Raw genomic sequence first — 17,642 nt, 5'->3', positions numbered from 1 at the left:
AGGGGGAAGTCCGGCTCGCGGCGGTTGTCCGGGTCCACCAGGCTGAAATTGAGCGCCTCGCTGCCCTGGTAGATATCCGGCGCTTCGGTCAGCGTATAGAGGCGGGCGCAAGCATCCTCTCCGCGCTTGGTATCGTGCGTTGAGGTACCGGAGAGCGCGTCGGGCTGCTGCACCAGGCGAAGATGCATCTCCCTGTGGAAACGCGCCAGCGAAAATGCGCGTTTAACCGGCTCGGCACCGACTTCATTCAGCGCCAGCCCCATGTTCTGGCGGAAGAACAGCGTATCCTCGACCGATCTTGCCATCAGCGGTCCGGTAAGCTGCTGGAAGCGGGTGCGGAACTCGGCGGCATTGTCATAAGCCGCGGCGGAAAGCCAGCCGTTCAAAGCCTTCGCGCCCGCCGAGTGACGGCTCAATTTCATTGAAATCCGTGATGTCATAACCGTGGGTGGAGCCGGAGGTGGCGGTAAAAACCGGCGACGCGTAAAGATGGCTGATGCCGAGTTGTTTCAGGTAAGGAATAAGTTTAACGTCGCGATCGAAGGCCATGCCGTTGCGGAACTGAATACGGTAGGTGGCGAGTGGGATCATTGCGCGGCTCTCTCTGCAAGCCGAACGACCATCGCGTTCTGCCCCAGTCGGGTGGTTTCAGCGGGCCAGGCAAACAGGGTTTTACCCGGCAGATCGGGCAGCGACAGAGCGTGACTTCTGAGATTCAGCGCCAGCGACAGCGTTCCCCCCGCGAAGCGCCAGCGAACGGCTACCCCCCGGTGCCGCCATCAGGATCTCTCCGGTCCCGACAGCGCCACCGGCGATCAGCGGCACGATATGCTGCTGGCGCAGCAGCAGAAGCTGACGCACCAGCGTCAGCCAGGCTTTGCCCTCTTCCCCATGACGTTTTTCCCAGTCGAGCTTCGAACGACGGAATGTCTCCGTTGCGTTAGGGTCCGGCACGTTTTCGCCGTGATATCCGGCGTGGCCATCAAACTCCTTCGCCCGACCTTCCCGCACCGCACGGGCCAGATCGCCATGAAAATCGGTGAAGAACAGGAATGGATGGGTTTCGCCATACTCTTCCCCCATAAACAACAGCGGAATATGTGGCGATAAAAGCAGGGTAGCAAGCAGGATACGGGTTCGGTCGGCACCGGCCAGCGATATCAGACGCTCGCCCTGCGCACGGTTACCGACCTGGTCGTGATTCTGAATAAAATCGACAAACGCTGTCGGCGGCTGCCCGGTACTGTTGACCCCGCGCGACTCTCCGCTCTGAACGGACACTTCGCCCTGATAGGCAAAGCCTTCCGCCAGCGCACGGGCCAGCCATTTTTCCGGCTGCTCAGCAAAATCGCGGTAGTAGGCCTGGGTTTCCCCGGTCGCAAGGACGTGGACGGCATTATGAAAATCATCGTTCCATTCAGCGGTAAACAGCGGCGCGGAGCCGTCTTTAGCGCGTGGATGCAGGAAGGTCACATTGCGGCTGTCTTCCGTGGTGAGGTGAACCGGGCGGTCAGTAATAACGCGGCGGATACGTTCGGCGATTTCCACCAGCACGTGCCTGGCGGAGTCGTCTTTGATTTGGTCGATGGCATCGAATCGCAGCCCGTCCAGGCGGTACTCCGTCAGCCAGTAAAGTGGTGCTTCCACGATATAGCGGCGTACGGCGTCAATTTCACAGGCAATGCCGTTGCCCCACGGTGTGGTGCGCTGCGGATCGAAAAAATCCGGCGACAGCGTCGGCAGATAGTTACCTTCCGGGCCAAAGTGGTTGAGGACAATATTCAGCACCACCGACAGGCCGTATCGTGGGCGGCATCAATAAAGGCTTTAAACTCGTCCGGCGTCCCGTAGGCAGAGTGCGGCGCGTAGAACAAGACGCCGTCATAGCCCCAGCCGCGGTCGCCGCCGAACTGCGCCACCGGCATTACCTCTATCAGCGTGATGCCCAGTTCAGCAAGCCAGGGCAACTTTTCGATGGCCGCGCTGAACGTGCCTTCCGGCGTGAAGGTGCCGATATGCAGTTTATAGATCACGGCTTTTTCCCACGGCACGCCGCGCCATTCCGCGTGCTGCCAGCGATAACTCGCCGGGTCAACCACCCGTGACGGCCCTATAACTCCGTCCCGTTGTGCTCTGGACGCCGGGTCAGGCACCGTGCTGCCGTCACTCAGCACGAAGCGGTATTCAGCACCGGGTTCAACTCTCTCAACCTGGAGCTCAAACCAGCCGTCACCGACCGGGTTCATCGGCCGATCGGCATCAGCAAGGCGCAGAATGACGGGCTGCTGGCCCGTTGCCCACAGACGAAAGCGGACCACGCCAGCGGCGACGTATTCCGCCCCTCAACTGCGCAAAACAGATTTTCCATTCATCCTTTAGCCCCGCTTAACCCGTTAATTCCGTGAGTAACATCAACCCGGGCTGTTAAGGCGGAGGGATAGCGTGAAACGGTATCCGCTTCAGACAGCTTACGAAAAACAAGCTTAGTCGAAGCTAAAGAAAATGTAGGCCGGTCGCGTCAGCCCGCCAGCTGCCAGAGGCACTCATAAGGGCGCAAAAGGCCCGTCGGCGCGGCATCCTCGTAGTTATGCAGCAGTACCTCACCGCGAAACTCCGCCAGCGTTACCGCCTGCTCGTAGCCACTGAGATTCGCCAGCACGCGCAGGGTTTTCCCCCCGGAAGAACGGGTGTAACACCAGATAAACGGATGATCGGGCAGCAGATCCTGGTAATCTCCCTCGGTCAGCAGCGAGACGCTTTTACGCAGCTGAATCAGCCGTTGATAGTGATAAAACACCGAGTTGTGATCGGCCAGCGCCTGCTGCACGTTGATCTCGCCGGCGTTATGCGCCACCGGTATCCACGGCGTACCGGCACTGAATCCGGCCTGCGCATCGGCACTCCACTGCATCGGCGTGCGGCTGTTGTCGCGGGATTTGCGCGCCAGAATGCGCATCAGCTCCTTATCGCTGCGCCCGGCACTCTTCAGCTCGGCGTACATATTCAGGCTTTCCACATCGCGATACTGTCCCAGACGGGTAAAGCCCGGATTGGTCATGCCGATCTCTTCGCCCTGATAGATGTACGGCGTACCCTGCATGCCGTGCAGCACCATCGCCAGCATTTTGGCCGAGGTGACGCGCAGCTCGCCCTCATCGCCAAAGCGCGAAACGATGCGCGGCTGATCGTGATTACACCAGAACAGCGCGTTCCAGGCGTGGCCGTGCATCCCCTGCTGCCACTCGCGGAAAATCTGCTTGAGCAGCACGTAATCCGGCGCGGCGTCGGTCCATTTATTGCCGTTGGGATAATCCACTTTCAAATGGTGGAAGTTAAAGGTCATCGACAGTTCGCTGCCGTCGTTGGCGGCGTAACGGCGGCAGTCTTCCAGACGGGTGGAGGACATCTCGCCCACGGTCATCAGGCCCAGCGGCTGAAACACATCACGGCTGAACTCATGCAGGAAATCGTGAATGCGCGGCCCGTCGGTATAAAAGCGGCGGCCGTCGCCTGCATCATCCGGCAGATAATCCTGCTGCTTGGAGACCAGATTCACCACGTCCAGCCGCAGACCGTCCACACCCTTCTGCGCCCAGAAGCGGCAAACCTGCTTCAGCGCTTCCCGCACCGGCGGATGTTCCCAGTTCAGATCCGCCTGTTCGGTGGCGAACAGATGCAGATAATACTGCCCGCTCGCCTCGTGCCACTGCCAGGCCCCGCCGCCAAACTTGGAGCGCCAGTTATTAGGCGGCCCGCCGTCCCCAGCAGCATCCCGCCAGATATAGAACGGGCGGAACTCGCTGTCGCGATCCTGCGATTTGAGGAACCACTCGTGGTGCGTTGAAGTATGGTTAAACACCATATCCATCACGATGCGAATACCGCGTCGGTGCGCTTCCGCCGTCAGCTGCTCGAACTGTTCCATGGTGCCGTAGGCCGGGTCGATGGCGCAGTAATCGGCCACGTCGTAGCCGTTATCCACCTGCGGCGACAGATAAATCGGCGTCAGCCACAGCGCATCCACGCCCAGCGTTTGCAGATAATCCAGCCGGTTGATAATCCCGCTGATATCGCCCGTACCGCTGCCGGTAGTGTCCTGAAAACTTTTTGGGTAAATCTGGTAGATGGTTCCGTTTTTCCACCACTGCACTTCGTTACTCATTGCCTGTTCCTTATTAAATACCACTACACCGCGGCCAGCGCGTCACGGCGCGCCTTACGCTGGTAAACCAGCACGGTCAAAATAATCGGGATAACAGTTGCTGCCAGCATCGCCAGCGCGTAAACGCTCCAGAACTGCGGCTTGATAGAGAGGATACCCGGCAGGCCCCCCACGCCGATGCCGTTCGCCGTCACGCCTGCCAGGCCGCAAATCAGTGCCGCCACGGCGGAGCCGATCATCGCGCACAGCATCGGGAAGCGGTATTTCAGGTTGATGCCGTACATTGCCGGTTCGGTCACGCCGAGAAACGCAGAGATCGCCGCCGGGACCGAGATTTCACGTTCGTTATGTTTTTTACTGACGATAATCACCCCCACGACCGCAGCACCCTGGGCAATATTCGACAGGGCAATCAGCGGCCAGACCGGCGTGCCGCCGGTGCTCTGCACCATCTGCATATCGATCGCCAGCGTGGTCTGATGCACGCCGGTGATCACCAGCGGCGCATAGAGGAAACCGAACAGAGTTGCACCAATCGGCGCAAGGCTGCCGGTCATCACGCTTTTCACCGCGAACGCCACGCCGTCACCAATCACGCGGCCGAACGGCCCAATCAGCGTATGGGCGAGGAACACCGCAATCAGCAGCGACGTCACCGGCACGATAACCAGATACAGGTACGCCGGCACAATGCGCTTCAGCGCATTTTCCACAAGTGCCAGTGCCATACCGGCCAGCACGGACGGGATCACCTGCGCCTGATAGCCCACTTTTTCAATGGTGAACCAGCCGAAGTTCCACACTTCTGGCAGCTGCTGCCCGAGGTTGTAGGAGTTCATCAGCTGCGGAGACACCAGGGTGATACCCAGCACGATGCCGAGGATCTCGGTGCCGCCCATTTTTCTCACCGTTGACCAGCACACCGCCACCGGCAGGAACATAAACACGGCTTCACCCAGCAGCCACAGGAAGTCATAGATCGACTGCCACATCGGATGCATCTGCGCCAGCGTCTGGCCGTTGCTGAAGGGAATATCACCGATAACGTTGCGGAAGCCGAGGATCAGACCGCCGCTGATCAGCGCGGGCAGCAGCGGGAAGAAGATTTCCGCGAAGTGGGAAATACTGCGCTCAAACAGGCTCATATTCTGCCGGGCGGCGATTTTTGCCTGCTCTTTGCCGACTTCATTCTGGCCGATAGTGGCAATCAGCACCTTGTAGTAGTCGCCGACTTCCGGACCGATCACCACCTGGAACTGCCCGGCGTTGGTGAAGCAGCCTTTGACCATCGGCAACTCTTCCAGCCCCTGCGGCGAAGCCTTCTTCGGATCGCTCAGGACAAAACGCAGGCGGGTTATACAGTGGGTCACGGTGGCGATGTTGTCTCTGCCGCCTACAAGGTCGATCAGCCGATCAACGTCCTGTTGCTTAACTTTACTCATATGAAGTGGCCTTATCTCTGGAAGTGTCTAATGCCGGGTCAGGGGCTGCCTGAAATCGGCGCAAGAATAGCCAGAATCGATGCCGCCTGTCATGGGAACGTTCCCAGTTTTGCAGAAACGATCACAAATTTTCAGGATCGTAAGGGTTTAATCGGACCGAAAGGCGGCGTTAAAGCGCCAGTTTTCCGTGAATAATCGTCTGGTGCAGATCGGTCGATCCCTCAAGCTGTGCCAGCAGTTGGCGGGCAGCGGCATCGCCGGCGGCACCGTATCCCAGCTCCACGGAGAAGGACTCCGGGAACAGAAAATGCAACAGCGGCAGGTTACCAATACTGCACACCAGCACGCCGCTAATCTGCTGTTGCTGAAGGTATTTTTGCGCGCCAAGGGCAATGGTGTCGGAGGCGCACACTACCGCGCGGATATCGTGGGCCAGCAGCTGCGGCAGCAGATCGTAGCCGCTCTGCCAGGTCAGCTCGCCCAGTGCGATATGCGCTGCCAGCCCGTGCTGCTGACAGAATTCTTCATAGGCGCGCGTACGCTTCAGGCCGGTGGTGGTGTCGCGGGGGGAGACGCCGATAAAGCCGATATCGTTAATCTGCCTGTCCAGCAGCGTCTGCATCAGCAGCTGCAACGCCCCGGCGTCGTCATAACACACCGAAGAAAGGCCGGGCATCTCGCGGGCCATCATCACCAGTTTATCGCGCCACGGCAGCAGCAGCTTGGTGGTCAGGCCGGTAAAACCAAACAGGATCACCCCGTCGATATTGCGCTGCTTCAGCACCTGTAAATGCTCTTTGACCCGCTCCACGCTGAACTGGCTTTCCAGCACGATGGCATCATAGCCCTGCTGATAGAACACCGGCAGCATGGCCCGTACTGCCTGATTCTCCGATGGCGAATCCAGACGTGAAACGACAATCGCGATCACCTTATCGCTGAAGCCGCGCATCGCCCGTGCCGATTTAGAGGGGCTGAAGTTATGCTCTTCAATCACCTGTAACACGCGTTCACGGGTTTCGGGCCGAACGTTTTCTTCGTTGTTCAGCACGCGGGATACGGTGGATTTTCCCACCCCGCTGAGGCGGGCAATGTCCTTGATCGTCAGGCGATTTTGCATGGTATGTTCTGTTTAGCGGCGTATGGCGGGCAGTTTACCGCCTTTCCCGGCTAAAAATACAGGGCGGGATAGCGCGCAGATATACCTGACAGGGGAAACGATACGACGCTTACAGCCAGTTCACATCCGGGCGAGCCGGATGTGTCAGCTTGCTGAGTTCATCGCGCAGGGTCGCATAATCCGACAGCGTGCGTGGGTCACTGCCGGTTTTGATGTTACGAGGGGGGATGTCATTCATGACCCGTTGTCCATCAGGCGTATCAGGAACTATTGAAGGTTATCGTTTATGCGGCTTCGCTTTCTGCATATTCGAGACTCTGCAGATACTGTAGCGGGAGACCTGCTCCGGAGTGAAATCCTTCATGCTCCGGAAGGTCAGACTGATGTTGTCTTCGCTGCCGTCTCCGGCCAGCGTGTTTTTAACGGTGAGATTAACTTTCGGAGAATATTCCGCCAGCACAGAATCAAAATTATTTTTGTTCAAGCTAATTTCTTTGCGCTCTGACAGAGGCGCGGCCTCCTGGCCATTACTGAAGTCGCCCGCCACCAGCAATTTCAGGGGGAGCTCCGTTTTCTTGCTCGCTCCACCAGTATGCAAATCGAGTTTCAGGTTAATACGCGCTTTAGGGATTTCGGACTGAAAGGAATAGTTAGACATGGCTTTCCCTGTTCTATGGAGTAATAGAAATGGTCAATGCCAGTGAGAAATAAATAAGAAAAAACTACCCTACCAGAACAACTTTCCGGTTCGCGTCATCCGACGCAAATAAAAATCCCGGAACTAAAAAGTGGGTGCATTCCATCCACCAGCATGCCGACACTGTATTTTTGAGTATTTTCTAAAATGAAAAATTTCGGATAAGACCCAATAGCAGGAGTGTAAGAACGTTCCTTACCCGATCGGAAATGAAAAAATGTAACAAAACTTTATATTCTCAGATATTAACACTCACAAATCATCTTTTTGATTTATAAGAATTTTTTGTATAGCTTCTTCAGGTCTTATGGGATAAGGGTGTGCAGAAAACGATCAATTTAGCTCAGGACGCATATCTGTACGGAATACCACCAATCACGTGAAATACCTGATTTTGTACTTTTATCAAAAAATGAGAAGCAGGACGTGACTGAGAATGTAGAATATTGACGACATTTTCGGGTTATCATCATTTCTTATTATTCACTTAACCGGGGATTATTTGCTTTCGTCAGAAGAAAGCAAATTTCACGACAGTCCTTTACATATGCCTCTATACCAGGAGGTAAGCACGACCCTGAATCGCCACGGATAATCCAGACACTTCTGCACCGTTGATAATATTGCTTTGCATATTCCGTCGGTGGCATCTGATCACTCGAACCATGCCGATACTTACTGTTCTAAAGCATTTCGATGTAATCAAAAATATCGCTGCGTGCTTCTGCCCGTGTTCCGTAGATTTTTTTCTTTAATCCGTTCACGCTTCATTAGCTGGAAAAAGCGTTCTGCAACTGCGTTGTCGTGAAAGTTACCACGACGGCTCATACTGCCCTCCGGTCCGTGTGATTCCAGGAACGCCTGCCACTCATGGCTTGTGTACTGACTACCATGAGCAGAATGAACCGGCACCTGTTTTTGGGGATTACGTCGCCACACAGCCATCAGAAGCGCATTCAGGACAATGTCTTTTGTCATCCGGGGTTGCACTGACCAGCCGATGACCTTGCGTGAGAACAGGTCAACAACTACGGCCAGATACAGCCAGCCTTCGTGGGTTCGGGTGTAACTTATATCCGTTACCCAACGTTCATCCGGTGCTTCCGGATTGGACTGCCGCTGGAGTCTGTTGGGTGTCACGAGACTGGCTTCACCTTTACCGCACTGGCGCTGGCTGCCATAAAGAACGGGCGGCCAAGGCGCAGCTGGTGTTCTGATAAACGGCGTTGCCGGTATCCGGGCGCCTTGCGCGGGCTGGATATCAGCGGCGGTCTGGGTTTCATCCTGAAAATGGCTGAAGCCCGAACCGCCGCTTCATCCTGATAAAAGGGTAAGCCGCCACCCGGGATCGCAGCCTGTCACCTCACCGGAATATAGTCCGCCGCCACCAGCGCCAGATCGCGGTATCCCCGCACTTTCAGCTGCTGTGCCGCACGGCCCGCACGGATGCCGCTGGCGCAGACCAGCACGATGCGCCCCGACGCGGGTGGCTGCCAGGCCGCCAGTTCGGCGAGCAGAATGCGCTGAACCTGCGCGGCCACGCTCTCCGGGGCTTCTTCCAGGCTGCGCAGCTCCACAATGCAGTCTTCCGCCGTCAGCATCTGTGCGTCGAGGAACGGGATGATGGCTTCCGTCGGTTCCGGCGCGCCGTCAAAGCGGAACTGGCCGAAGCGCCAGTTGACGAAATCACAGTTCACCATGCAGCCCAGCGGCGACGGTTTCAGATCGAGCAGCACGCTCAGCGTCATCTGCGCCTGCAGTGCCCCCAGGGTGGCGACCGCCGGCCCCATCACGCCCGCCGTGCTGCAGTTGGCCGCCGAGGACGGCAGCTGCGGGAACAGCGCACGATAGCTCGGCGCCCCGGCGCAGAAGCCGCCGACGTAGCCCTGCCGCCCCAGCACCGAGGCGGAGATCAGCGGCAGATTACGGCTGAAGCAGGCGTCGGAAAGCAGCCAGGTAATGGCGAAGTTATCCGCCGCATCCACCACGATATCCATATCGCGTAGAGCGTGATCCAGGCTGCTGCCGGACAGCCTGATATCAACGGCTTCGACCTCGCATTCCGGGTTCAGCGCATTCAGCGCCCGGCGGGCCGCCACGGCTTTCGGCTGCCCGACGTCCTGCAGGGTAAACAGTGTCTGTCGGTGCAGATTATGTACCTCCACGCGGTCGTCGTCGCAGACGCGCAGGAAGCCCACCCCGGCCCCGGCCAGCTGCGGCAGCAGGGTGGCACCCAGACCGCCTGCGCCAACCACCAGCACCCGCGCCTGCGCCAGCTTTTGCTGCCCCTGCGGGCCGATCTCCGGCAGCATAGTTTGTCGCTGGTAGCGATCCATCAGTTAAACTCCGCCAGGCCGAAGACCGGGGTCGAGGCCGCCGCCATATCGCGGCGCTCCATCGGCCCGGCCAGCAGCGCCTGCTGCCCGGCGTGTATCGCATCGCGGAAGGCACTGGCCATGCGCACCGGGTCCTGCGCTTTCGCCACGGCGGTGTTCAGCAGGATCGCGTCGAAGCCCATCTCCATCGCCTGCGCGGCCTGGCTCGGCGTGCCGATCCCGGCATCTACCACCAGCGGCACACCCTTAAACCATGCACGCATGGTGCGCAGCCCTTCAATATTGCGCAACCCCTGGCCGGAACCGATCGGCGCACCCCAGGGCATCAGCACCTGGCAGCCCGCCTCCAGCAGCTTCTCGCCCAGCACCAGATCTTCCGTGGTGTAAGGAAACACCTGGAATCCCTCTTCGCAGAGGATACGCGCCGCTTCCACCAGCCCGAACGGGTCCGGCTGTAGTGTGTCGGCATGGCCGATCACTTCCAGCTTGATCCAGCGGGTGTTGAACAGCTCACGCGCCATATGCGCCGTGGTCACCGCCTCTTTCACCGTGTGGCAGCCCGCCGTATTGGGCAGCACGCGCTTGTTCAGCCTGGTCAGCAGATCGCGGAATGCTCCCCCTGCTCCACCTTCGCGACGCAGGCTGACGGTAATAATCTCGGTGCCGGAGGCTTCAATCGCCTTGCCCAGCACTTCCGGCGACGGATAGCCCGCCGTACCCAGCAAAAAACGTGATTCAGGTGCGTAATCGTAAAAGTTCATCTCAGCCCCCCTGCATCGGTGACAGCACTTCAATCTTGCTGCCTTCGCTAATTGGCGTCGCGTCATACAGCCCACGCGGGACAAAATCGCCGTTCAGCGCGCAGACCACGCAGCTGCGGTCAATCTGCTGTTCGTTAAGCAGCGCCGTCAGGGTAGCGGCCTGGGTTTCGGTCGCCTGACCGTTCAGTAAAATGTGCATCAGCGCGTCTCCTGCGACAGCTGTTGGATAAGATTTTGCGCCATGATCGGTGCCAGCAGAAAGCCGTGCCGGTACATGCCGTTAACGTGGAAGGTGCCGTCGCGATAGCGGATATCCGGCAGGTTATTCGGGTAAGAGGGGCGCAGGCCGCTGCCGGTTTCAATCACCCGCGCTTCGACCAGCGCCGGGTCGATGGTGTACGCCGCGCTCAGCAGTTCCATCAGCGCGCGGGCGCTGATCGGGCTGGCGTCGTTGCTTTCCACCATGGTGGCACCGAGCATAAAACGCCCTTCGCTGCGCGGCACCAGGTAGCAGGGAAAGCGCGGATGCAGCAGGCGGATCGGTCGTGAAAACTGCACCTCATCGCCTTGCAGGATCAGCATCTCACCGCGCACGGCGCGCAGTTCCGGCAGCAGCGGCGCGGCATGAATACCCCGGCAGTCGATAATTTTGCCCGTTGGTTTACCGTGGCGGATCTCCACGCCCGCGGCCAGCAGCTTCTGCCGCAGCTCCTGCATCGCCTTGCGCGGATCGAGGTGCCCTTCGCTGGGGAAAAACAGCCCGCGAGCAAAGCGCCCGGCCAGGCGATCTTCCACGCTGCCCGGGTCCACCCACTGATGGCCCTGGGTCATTTTGGCAAAGCGATTCAGCTCCATGCTGTCACGCGGCGGCGCGATCACCAGCGTACCCTGACGTTCCACGCCGCTGACGTGCGCCTGCCACCAGTCGGCGGAGCCCTGCCCCAGCCTGACCACCTCTTCCGGTGCGCCTTCGCCCTCGCAGAACGGCGCGAGCATACCGCCCGCGTAGTGCGACGCGGGGCAATGTTCTTCAGAGGTGATGATTTCCAGCTTTTCTCCGGCGTCGGCCAGCGCGGTCGCCACGCACAGCCCGGTCACGCCCGAACCCAGGATCGACCAGTGGCTCACAATGTCGCCTCGGCGGAATGTTCAGGGAGAGTTGTTACGAACGTCATACCGGCCTCTCAGATAACCAAGAAGACCCGCGATAATGAGAAGGGAGAGTATCGGCGTTCGGCGGCTGCGATCTGCCCGATAAGGAGTGCGGCGAAGCGGCATTCCAGGTCTTCCTACGCCAGTATCAACTGGGTCAGGTTCTAAGGGTCGCTGAGCCGCGATAAATCGCAATCAGCCTCTCAGTCTCTTCGGCGAGACTCCCCTGACAGAGACTTTTTTATTGCATCCTGAGCGCAACCGCAAGCGTTTAGGTGGATTTATTTCGACGGCCGTTTTCGCCAGATGAAAATAAAGTGCCGGATTCGGCATTTTGCAAAGTGCGGGGCAGGCAACACAATTGCCCGATGCTGAAGGATTTTTCAGTGCGCCTCTCCCACATCAGGTCTGAACGGATGGACACCATGACAAAACCGGCCATATCGCATATCGCTTTCCTTACTCCCGGGAACTACCCGGATCGCGCCCCGCTACAGGGGCCGGAAGAAACCCTGCAGCTGTTCGAGCTGGGTGAATCGCTGGGCTACAACGGTGCCTGGGTGCGTCAGCGCCATCTGGAGCACGGGATCTCTTCGGCGAGCACGTTTCTTGCCGCCGCCACGCAGCGTACCCGGCATATCGAGCTGGGCACCACAGTGATCCAGATGGGCTATGAAAGCCCGTTTCGGCTGGCGGAAGATTTACTGACGGTGGACGTACTCGCGCGCGGGCGGCTGAACGTTGGCCTCAGCGCCGGCCAGCCGAACCACCTGGAGCTGATTGGCCCGGCGCTGTTCTCAGGCGACTGGCGGCAGGAGAATTTCTCCTACGATCGGGTCCGACGCGTGCGGGACAACCTCAGCGGCCGCTGGCTGGCGGATGAAAACACGCTGATCGCCTCGCCGGGCAACCAGCAGCGCCTGGTTAACGACCCGATCCTGCGCGAAGTGGATGAACTGCGGCTGGAGTTACCCTATGAATTTACCGCCGACCAGTACCGCCAGATTATCAGCGACTTCGCCACACTGATTGCCCCCGAGCTGGGCTGGCACCGCCGTGTAAATCATCAGGAAAACACCGACATGGCTCTCTGAGCCATGATTACCGTCACAATTACGCGTGTAGTGCTAGCAAAACGCGTAGACGCATTGGAATGATGCAATCTCTTCACTATCATTAAAAATTATTTTCATGATGACAGCAGTGAAGATCGACCAGTCAGAGAGAGGAATCATGATAATCTGACAGAGTCAGCAGCCATCAACTCTATTAATGCGAATCCAAACCATGAGTGGGACCTTCAGTAACGATGATGTCAGACGCCTGGCTGCCCTTGAGATGCTCAAATCTGAAGATGCTATCCGCGATGATATTTTGCAAAAATTCACCCTGCTCGCCAGTGATTTGCTGGCGTTTCCGGGCTGTTTTGTCTCGGTTCTGGATAATGAAAATCAGTATATCAAGGCAGCCTGCTGCCTTGATGTGCCGCAAAGTTCGCTGCATGGCGCCTTCTGCCGCCAGGTGGTGCTCAGCGATTCGCTGCTGATCTGTAGCGATACGCAACTTGACCCGCGCTTCAGCCAGAATCCCTTCACGCTCGGCGCACCTTTCATCCGATTCTACGCGGGTATACCCCTGCATACGCGGGAAGGCATTTCGGTGGGGACCCTGTGCATTACTGACACCCGGCCCCACACCTTCGACGAACATAAGTCAACGATGCTGGAGCTGCTGGCGGGCCTGGTCAGCGGCTATCTTGATGCCTGGTATACCGCGGGTTACAAAGATGTGGTCACTCAGTTGCCCAATCGCCAGCGGCTGCTGAAGGATATCGGTCTGCTGCAGCGCGCCTCCAGCTTCGATCCGCTGACCCTGACGCTGATTGACTGCATTGATATGCCGCGGGCCTATGAAATCGCCCGCTCGATGGGGATGGATGCCGTAGAAACGCTGCTGAAAGCCCTGTCCGCGACGGTGCGTTCCCGGTTACATCTCAGCGAAGAGGACGTGCTGTATACCGTCGCCACCGGTCGTTTTGCCCTGTTGAGCCGGAAAAACAGTGCGGTTAACGCCAGGGTGCTGAGCGATCGGCTGGAAAATATTCGCGCGCAGGTGCTGGGTGATATCGCCCTTGATGTGAAAATCTACGTTGGCGAGGTGAGTTTTGTTCCCGCCACCTCCCAGGTCACAGAGGTGCTGCGCCAGGCGGTCAGCGCCCTGCATGAGGCCATCAGCCAGAAGCAGACTGTGATGGCCTACAACGCCGACAGCGACAGCCGCCGAAATCTTAATTTTCAGCTGTTGAACGACCTGGCGCTGGCGCTGCGCGGCAGCCTGGGCCTGTATCTGGTGTATCAGCCACAGCTCTGTCTTCACACCGGTAAACCGGTCGGACTGGAGGCGCTGCTGCGCTGGCAGCATCCGGTTGCCGGCAATATTCCCCCCGCCGAGTTTATCCCGCTGGCGGAACACACCAGCCTGATGGATGAACTGACCGACTGGGTGATTGACCACGCGCTGTTGCAGCTGCGTGCGTGGCGCCAAAAAGGGCTGAATCTGCCGGTATCGGTTAACCTCAGCGTCAGCGATTTCTCCCGCCCGGAGTTTGCCTGCGACCTGGCAGAGAAAACCCGGCGCGCCGGTTTACAGGCCGGCGATCTGACCCTTGAATGCCTGGAAACCCAGCAGGTGCTGGAAAGTACCGAAGCCTGCCGGGGACTGGATCTGCTCAAGCAGCGCGGCTTTCGCATCGCGCTGGACGATTTTGGTTCCGGCTACAACAACATCAATACTCTGCGCCGCATCCCCATTGACGTGATTAAGCTCGACCGTTCGCTGATCCAGCAGCTGAACTGCGATCCAGCCTGCGAAGTGATTGCCCACCATATGATCACCATGCTGAAAGAGCTGAACTACGTGGTGCTGGCCGAAGGTGTGGAAGATCTGCAAACCCTGGCGTCGTTGCAGCATCTGGGCTGCGACGAAATCCAGGGTTTCTTTTATTCCCATCCCTTACCGCCGGACAAGCTGGAGCACTGGTTCAGCCATATGGCGGTGTAATCTCATCTCAGGGCTGTTCAATCCATACGGTCTGCGGGTTGGTAAACTCGCGCAGGCCGAAGTGCGACAGCTCGCGACCGAAACCGCTCTTCTTCACGCCGCCGATCGGCACGCGCGGGTCAGAGAAGCTTGGCGTGTTGATAAACATCCCGCCGGTTTCAATGCGCGATGCCAGGCCCTGTGCAGCGGCCAGATCGCGGCTCCACAGGCTGCCCCCCAGACCAAACTCGGAATCATTGGCCAGCGCCACGGCATGCTCGGCGTTATCCGCCACGATCAGCGAGGCCACCGGGCCAAACAGCTCCTGCTTAAAGCTGGTCATTGCGGGCGTGACGTCACTCAGCACCGTGGGCGCATAGTAGTTACCGTCACCCGGCAGCACGTGGCCGCCCAGCAGCAGGGTGGCGCCCTCTTTCAGCGTGGCCTGCACCTGCGAATCCAGCTCGTCGCGCAGATCGTAACGCGCCATCGGGCCAATCCACACGCCGGCTTCACGCGGGTCGCCAATTTTCATCGCCTTCACCGCGGTGAGGAATTTGTCGCGGAACGTATCAAAGACCGCCTTCTCCACGATGATGCGTTTTGCCGAGATGCACAGCTGGCCGTTATTCATAAAGCGGCCGGCAATCGCGCCTTTCACTGCCGCATCAATATCGGCGTCGGCCAGTACGATAAAGGCATCGGAACCGCCCAGCTCCAGCACGCATTTCTTGATGGCGGCTCCGGCCAGTGCGGCAATCGCCGAACCGGCGCGTACGCTGCCGGTCACGGTCACGGCTTTAATTCGGCGATCGTTAATCGCCTGCGCCACGCCGTCATTGTCGGCGTTAACCACCGCAAACAGCCCTTCCGCCACACCGGCATCGTTCAACACCTGCTGTAACAGCAGCGCACAGCCGATCACGTTCGGAGCCGGTTTCAGCAGATAGCTGTTGCCCGCCAGCAGAATCGGTACCGCGCCGCGCAGCACCTGCCAGATCGGGAAGTTCCACGGCATCACCGACAGCACCGCGCCCAGCGGCAGGTAGTCAACAAAGGCTTTGTTACCTTCAACGGTTGTGGCTTCACGCTGCAGGAAATCAGGACCATGCTGCGCGTACCATTCACACAGCTTCGCGCTTTTCTCCACTTCAGCCAGCCCCTGGTCAATGGGTTTACCCATTTCCGTGGTCATCATCTCCGCCAGCACGCGGCTCTGTTCACGCAGTCCGGCGGCGACAGACAACAGCAGTGCGACACGATCGCTCAATGGGCTGGTCCGCCAGTGCTGGAAAGCACTGTCGGTTTGTGCCAGCGCGGCATCAACGTCGGTCCGGCTGGCGAAAGGATAGCGGGCCATCACGTCACCCGTGGCGGGGTTGCGGGAAACGGCAGAATTTACGTCGGTCATGTTTTGCACCTTCTCGGTCATTCGGTTCGACATTACACCCAGCGGTTCAGGCTGAAATGCGGCATGAAGGAAAGGATAAGCTTGTCACTATTTCTTTAAAAATGAATAATAATGAAAGTTATTTACTCAAATTGAGAAAGTTATGGATCTGACCCAGCTGGATATATTTCGTGCGATTGCCGAAGAGGGCAGCATTACCGCCGCCGCCGACAGGCTGCACCGCGTACCGTCGAACATCTCTACCCGCCTGCGCCAGCTGGAAGATGAGTTGGGCTGCGAGCTGTTTCGCCGGGAAAAACTGCGGCTGCATATTACCGACAGCGGCCGCACGCTGCTCGACTATGCCCGGCGGATTCTGGCACTGGCCGATAAGGCGAAGCTGAGCGTTTCCGGCCAGCATCCCAGCGGCGTCTTTACCCTGGGTGCGATTGAAAGCACTGCCGCCGTGCGCCTGCCACCGCTGATTGCCCGCTACCATCAGCAGTGGCCACAGGTGGAGCTGGATCTCTCCACCGGACCTTCCGGCGATATGATTGACGGGATTTTCTCCGGGCGCTACAGCGCAGCGTTTGTTGACGGGCCGCCGAAGCATCCACAGCTGGAGGGCGTTCCGGCCTTCAGCGAAGAGCTGGTGCTGATCGGCGCGCTGAATCATCCGCCGGTGCCGGATGCCGCCAGCATTTCCGGCTCAACGATTTACGCCTTCCGCGCCAACTGCTCCTACCGGCGTCTGTTTGAAAACTGGTTTGCGCGGGAAAACGCTGTGCCGGGCAAGATTTTTGAAATGGAGTCGTATCACGGCATTCTGGCCTGCGTCAGCGCGGGCGCGGGACTGGCGCTGATCCCGGCCAGTATGCTGGAGAGTATGCCGGGGCGTGACAGCGTTCAGGCCTGGCCGCTGGGTGAGGGAATGGGCAATATCGACATCTGGCTGGTGTGGCGCAAGGGCACACACTCAGCCAATTTGCAGGCAATGGCCGATATGCTTCACCCGCCGGCCGCTAGCCGGCCTCCTGCTGCCCTGCCGTCAGCGCGTGAAAGCGTCGTTTGAAGTAAATCAGGCCGTCACCGGATGCCGCCAGCCAGATATGGCGGATCTCCACCAGGTACATCTGGTGTGTGCCCAGCGTCTGCACCTGAGCAATCTGGCCTTCCAGACTGGCCAGCGCCTCGTTCAGGATCGGCTGGTCAAGGCTGCCCTCTCGCCAGCCCTCCAGCAGAAAGCGGTCCGCCATCGCCAGTTCGGTCATTCCGGCAAAGTGTCGCGCCATCTCCTCCTGTTGGTGGTTGAGCACGTTAATGCACATCCGCTCGTTCTGGCGAAACACCGGATTCATGGCGCTGTTGCTATTAACGCACACCAGCAGCGTGGGCGGCGAATCGGTAATGGAACAGACGGCGGTGGCGGTAATGCCGCAGCGCCCCGCCGGGCCCTGGGTGGTGACAATATTCACCGCCGCAGGCAGGTTTGCCATCGCATCGCGAAAACGCAGGCGATGTTGGTTGTCATCGGACATGGCGG

At 58.7% G+C, this 17,642-nt stretch carries 14 protein-coding genes, 4 pseudogenes and 1 riboswitch; of the genes and pseudogenes, 3 read left to right on the top strand and 15 right to left on the bottom strand.

The features are described 5' to 3' along the window. Positions 1 to 74: 74 nt before the first annotated feature. The 13 genes and pseudogenes from AC07U6_RS19020 to AC07U6_RS18960 form a co-directional block, all read right to left on the bottom strand. Positions 75 to 350, bottom strand: a pseudogene (locus tag AC07U6_RS19020) (malto-oligosyltrehalose synthase); the annotation flags it as partial. A 4-nt stretch (positions 351 to 354) separates the two neighbouring features. Then, positions 355 to 591 carry an alpha-amylase family glycosyl hydrolase gene (locus AC07U6_RS19015; RefSeq protein ID WP_494764694.1) on the bottom strand — a complete coding sequence of 79 codons (237 nt, stop codon included), beginning with the start codon at positions 589 to 591 and terminating at the stop codon, positions 355 to 357. Further along, positions 588 to 2,246: pseudogene (gene treZ / locus AC07U6_RS19010) on the bottom strand (malto-oligosyltrehalose trehalohydrolase). The gene AC07U6_RS19015 and the pseudogene treZ overlap by 4 nt, the downstream one beginning before the upstream one ends. A gap of 272 nt (positions 2,247 to 2,518) precedes the next feature. Then, the gene (gene treC, locus AC07U6_RS19005) at positions 2,519 to 4,162 is read right to left on the bottom strand and encodes an alpha,alpha-phosphotrehalase (RefSeq protein WP_494764693.1); all 1,644 of its coding nucleotides are present in this window, start codon (positions 4,160 to 4,162) and stop codon (positions 2,519 to 2,521) included. A gap of 23 nt (positions 4,163 to 4,185) precedes the next feature. Continuing rightward, positions 4,186 to 5,604, bottom strand: a complete 1,419-nt coding sequence (gene treB / locus AC07U6_RS19000) for a PTS trehalose transporter subunit IIBC (RefSeq protein ID WP_494764692.1) — start codon at positions 5,602 to 5,604, stop codon at positions 4,186 to 4,188. 169 nt (positions 5,605 to 5,773) lie between these two features. Beyond that, positions 5,774 to 6,724, bottom strand: coding sequence for a trehalose operon repressor TreR (treR, locus tag AC07U6_RS18995; protein ID WP_494764691.1), 951 nt, complete (start codon positions 6,722 to 6,724; stop codon positions 5,774 to 5,776). A gap of 109 nt (positions 6,725 to 6,833) precedes the next feature. After that, positions 6,834 to 6,962, bottom strand: a complete 129-nt coding sequence (locus AC07U6_RS18990; RefSeq protein WP_494764737.1) for a hypothetical protein — start codon at positions 6,960 to 6,962, stop codon at positions 6,834 to 6,836. A gap of 93 nt (positions 6,963 to 7,055) precedes the next feature. Then, positions 7,056 to 7,382 (bottom strand): annotated as a pseudogene (tssB, locus tag AC07U6_RS18985) (type VI secretion system contractile sheath small subunit); the annotation flags it as partial. 638 nt (positions 7,383 to 8,020) lie between these two features. Further along, a pseudogene (locus AC07U6_RS18980) lies at positions 8,021 to 8,576 on the bottom strand (IS3 family transposase); the annotation flags it as partial. 203 nt (positions 8,577 to 8,779) lie between these two features. Beyond that, positions 8,780 to 9,757 (bottom strand): ThiF family adenylyltransferase, encoded by a 978-nt coding sequence (locus AC07U6_RS18975; protein WP_494764690.1) that lies wholly within the window; start codon positions 9,755 to 9,757, stop codon positions 8,780 to 8,782. Then, positions 9,757 to 10,518 (bottom strand): thiazole synthase, encoded by a 762-nt coding sequence (locus AC07U6_RS18970; RefSeq protein ID WP_494764689.1) that lies wholly within the window; start codon positions 10,516 to 10,518, stop codon positions 9,757 to 9,759. The genes AC07U6_RS18975 and AC07U6_RS18970 overlap by 1 nt, the downstream gene beginning before the upstream one ends. Position 10,519: 1 nt before the next feature. Next, positions 10,520 to 10,717 (bottom strand): sulfur carrier protein ThiS, encoded by a 198-nt coding sequence (thiS, locus tag AC07U6_RS18965; protein WP_494764688.1) that lies wholly within the window; start codon positions 10,715 to 10,717, stop codon positions 10,520 to 10,522. Further along, positions 10,717 to 11,646 carry an FAD-dependent oxidoreductase gene (locus AC07U6_RS18960; RefSeq protein WP_494764687.1) on the bottom strand — a complete coding sequence of 310 codons (930 nt, stop codon included), beginning with the start codon at positions 11,644 to 11,646 and terminating at the stop codon, positions 10,717 to 10,719. The genes thiS and AC07U6_RS18960 overlap by 1 nt, the downstream gene beginning before the upstream one ends. 141 nt (positions 11,647 to 11,787) lie before the next feature. After that, a riboswitch (TPP riboswitch) is annotated at positions 11,788 to 11,908 on the bottom strand. A gap of 187 nt (positions 11,909 to 12,095) precedes the next feature. On the opposite strand from AC07U6_RS18960, the gene AC07U6_RS18955 reads away from it, so the two are divergent. Beyond that, a complete protein-coding gene (locus tag AC07U6_RS18955; RefSeq protein WP_494764686.1) occupies positions 12,096 to 12,764 on the top strand; it encodes an LLM class flavin-dependent oxidoreductase in 669 nt (222 codons plus the stop codon). A 193-nt stretch (positions 12,765 to 12,957) separates the two neighbouring features. Continuing rightward, entirely contained in the window at positions 12,958 to 14,730 is a 1,773-nt protein-coding gene (locus tag AC07U6_RS18950) for a sensor domain-containing diguanylate cyclase (RefSeq protein ID WP_494764685.1), read from the top strand. A 7-nt stretch (positions 14,731 to 14,737) separates the two neighbouring features. Here the strand turns inward: AC07U6_RS18950 and AC07U6_RS18945 are convergent, their stop codons facing one another. Then, complete coding sequence (locus tag AC07U6_RS18945; protein ID WP_494764684.1) at positions 14,738 to 16,120, bottom strand: NAD-dependent succinate-semialdehyde dehydrogenase; 1,383 nt, start codon at positions 16,118 to 16,120, stop codon at positions 14,738 to 14,740. A 142-nt stretch (positions 16,121 to 16,262) separates the two neighbouring features. Here AC07U6_RS18945 and ptrR point away from each other — a divergent pair, with 142 nt between their 5' ends. Continuing rightward, positions 16,263 to 17,171: a putrescine utilization regulator PtrR gene (gene ptrR, locus AC07U6_RS18940; protein WP_494764683.1), complete on the top strand. Its 909-nt coding sequence runs from the start codon at positions 16,263 to 16,265 to the stop codon at positions 17,169 to 17,171. Here the strand turns inward: ptrR and hpaC are convergent. Continuing rightward, complete coding sequence (gene hpaC / locus AC07U6_RS18935) at positions 17,122 to 17,637, bottom strand: 4-hydroxyphenylacetate 3-monooxygenase, reductase component (protein WP_494764682.1); 516 nt, start codon at positions 17,635 to 17,637, stop codon at positions 17,122 to 17,124. The genes ptrR and hpaC overlap by 50 nt on opposite strands. Positions 17,638 to 17,642: the final 5 nt, after the last annotated feature.

The organism is Erwinia sp. GW821-FHT03D09 (genome assembly GCF_059420805.1).
Note: the sequence above shows the minus strand (reverse complement) of the source record. Positions and strands in the feature narration are given on the sequence as shown.

Bases quoted from the DNA above. Each gene is read 5' to 3' on its own strand.
- AC07U6_RS18975 (WP_494764690.1), bottom strand. From the start codon at position 9,757: ATGGATCGCTACCAGCGACAAACTATGCTGCCGGAGATCGGCCCGCAG.
- AC07U6_RS18970 (WP_494764689.1), bottom strand. From the start codon at position 10,518: ATGAACTTTTACGATTACGCACCTGAATCACGTTTTTTGCTGGGTACG.
- AC07U6_RS18945 (WP_494764684.1), bottom strand. From the start codon at position 16,120: ATGACCGACGTAAATTCTGCCGTTTCCCGCAACCCCGCCACGGGTGAC.
- thiS (WP_494764688.1), bottom strand. From the start codon at position 10,717: ATGCACATTTTACTGAACGGTCAGGCGACCGAAACCCAGGCCGCTACC.
- ptrR (WP_494764683.1), top strand. From the start codon at position 16,263: ATGGATCTGACCCAGCTGGATATATTTCGTGCGATTGCCGAAGAGGGC.
- treB (WP_494764692.1), bottom strand. From the start codon at position 5,604: ATGAGTAAAGTTAAGCAACAGGACGTTGATCGGCTGATCGACCTTGTA.
- treC (WP_494764693.1), bottom strand. From the start codon at position 4,162: ATGAGTAACGAAGTGCAGTGGTGGAAAAACGGAACCATCTACCAGATT.
- AC07U6_RS19015 (WP_494764694.1), bottom strand. From the start codon at position 591: ATGATCCCACTCGCCACCTACCGTATTCAGTTCCGCAACGGCATGGCC.
- AC07U6_RS18955 (WP_494764686.1), top strand. From the start codon at position 12,096: ATGACAAAACCGGCCATATCGCATATCGCTTTCCTTACTCCCGGGAAC.
- AC07U6_RS18990 (WP_494764737.1), bottom strand. From the start codon at position 6,962: ATGAATGACATCCCCCCTCGTAACATCAAAACCGGCAGTGACCCACGC.
- AC07U6_RS18950 (WP_494764685.1), top strand. From the start codon at position 12,958: ATGAGTGGGACCTTCAGTAACGATGATGTCAGACGCCTGGCTGCCCTT.
- hpaC (WP_494764682.1), bottom strand. From the start codon at position 17,637: ATGTCCGATGACAACCAACATCGCCTGCGTTTTCGCGATGCGATGGCA.
- treR (WP_494764691.1), bottom strand. From the start codon at position 6,724: ATGCAAAATCGCCTGACGATCAAGGACATTGCCCGCCTCAGCGGGGTG.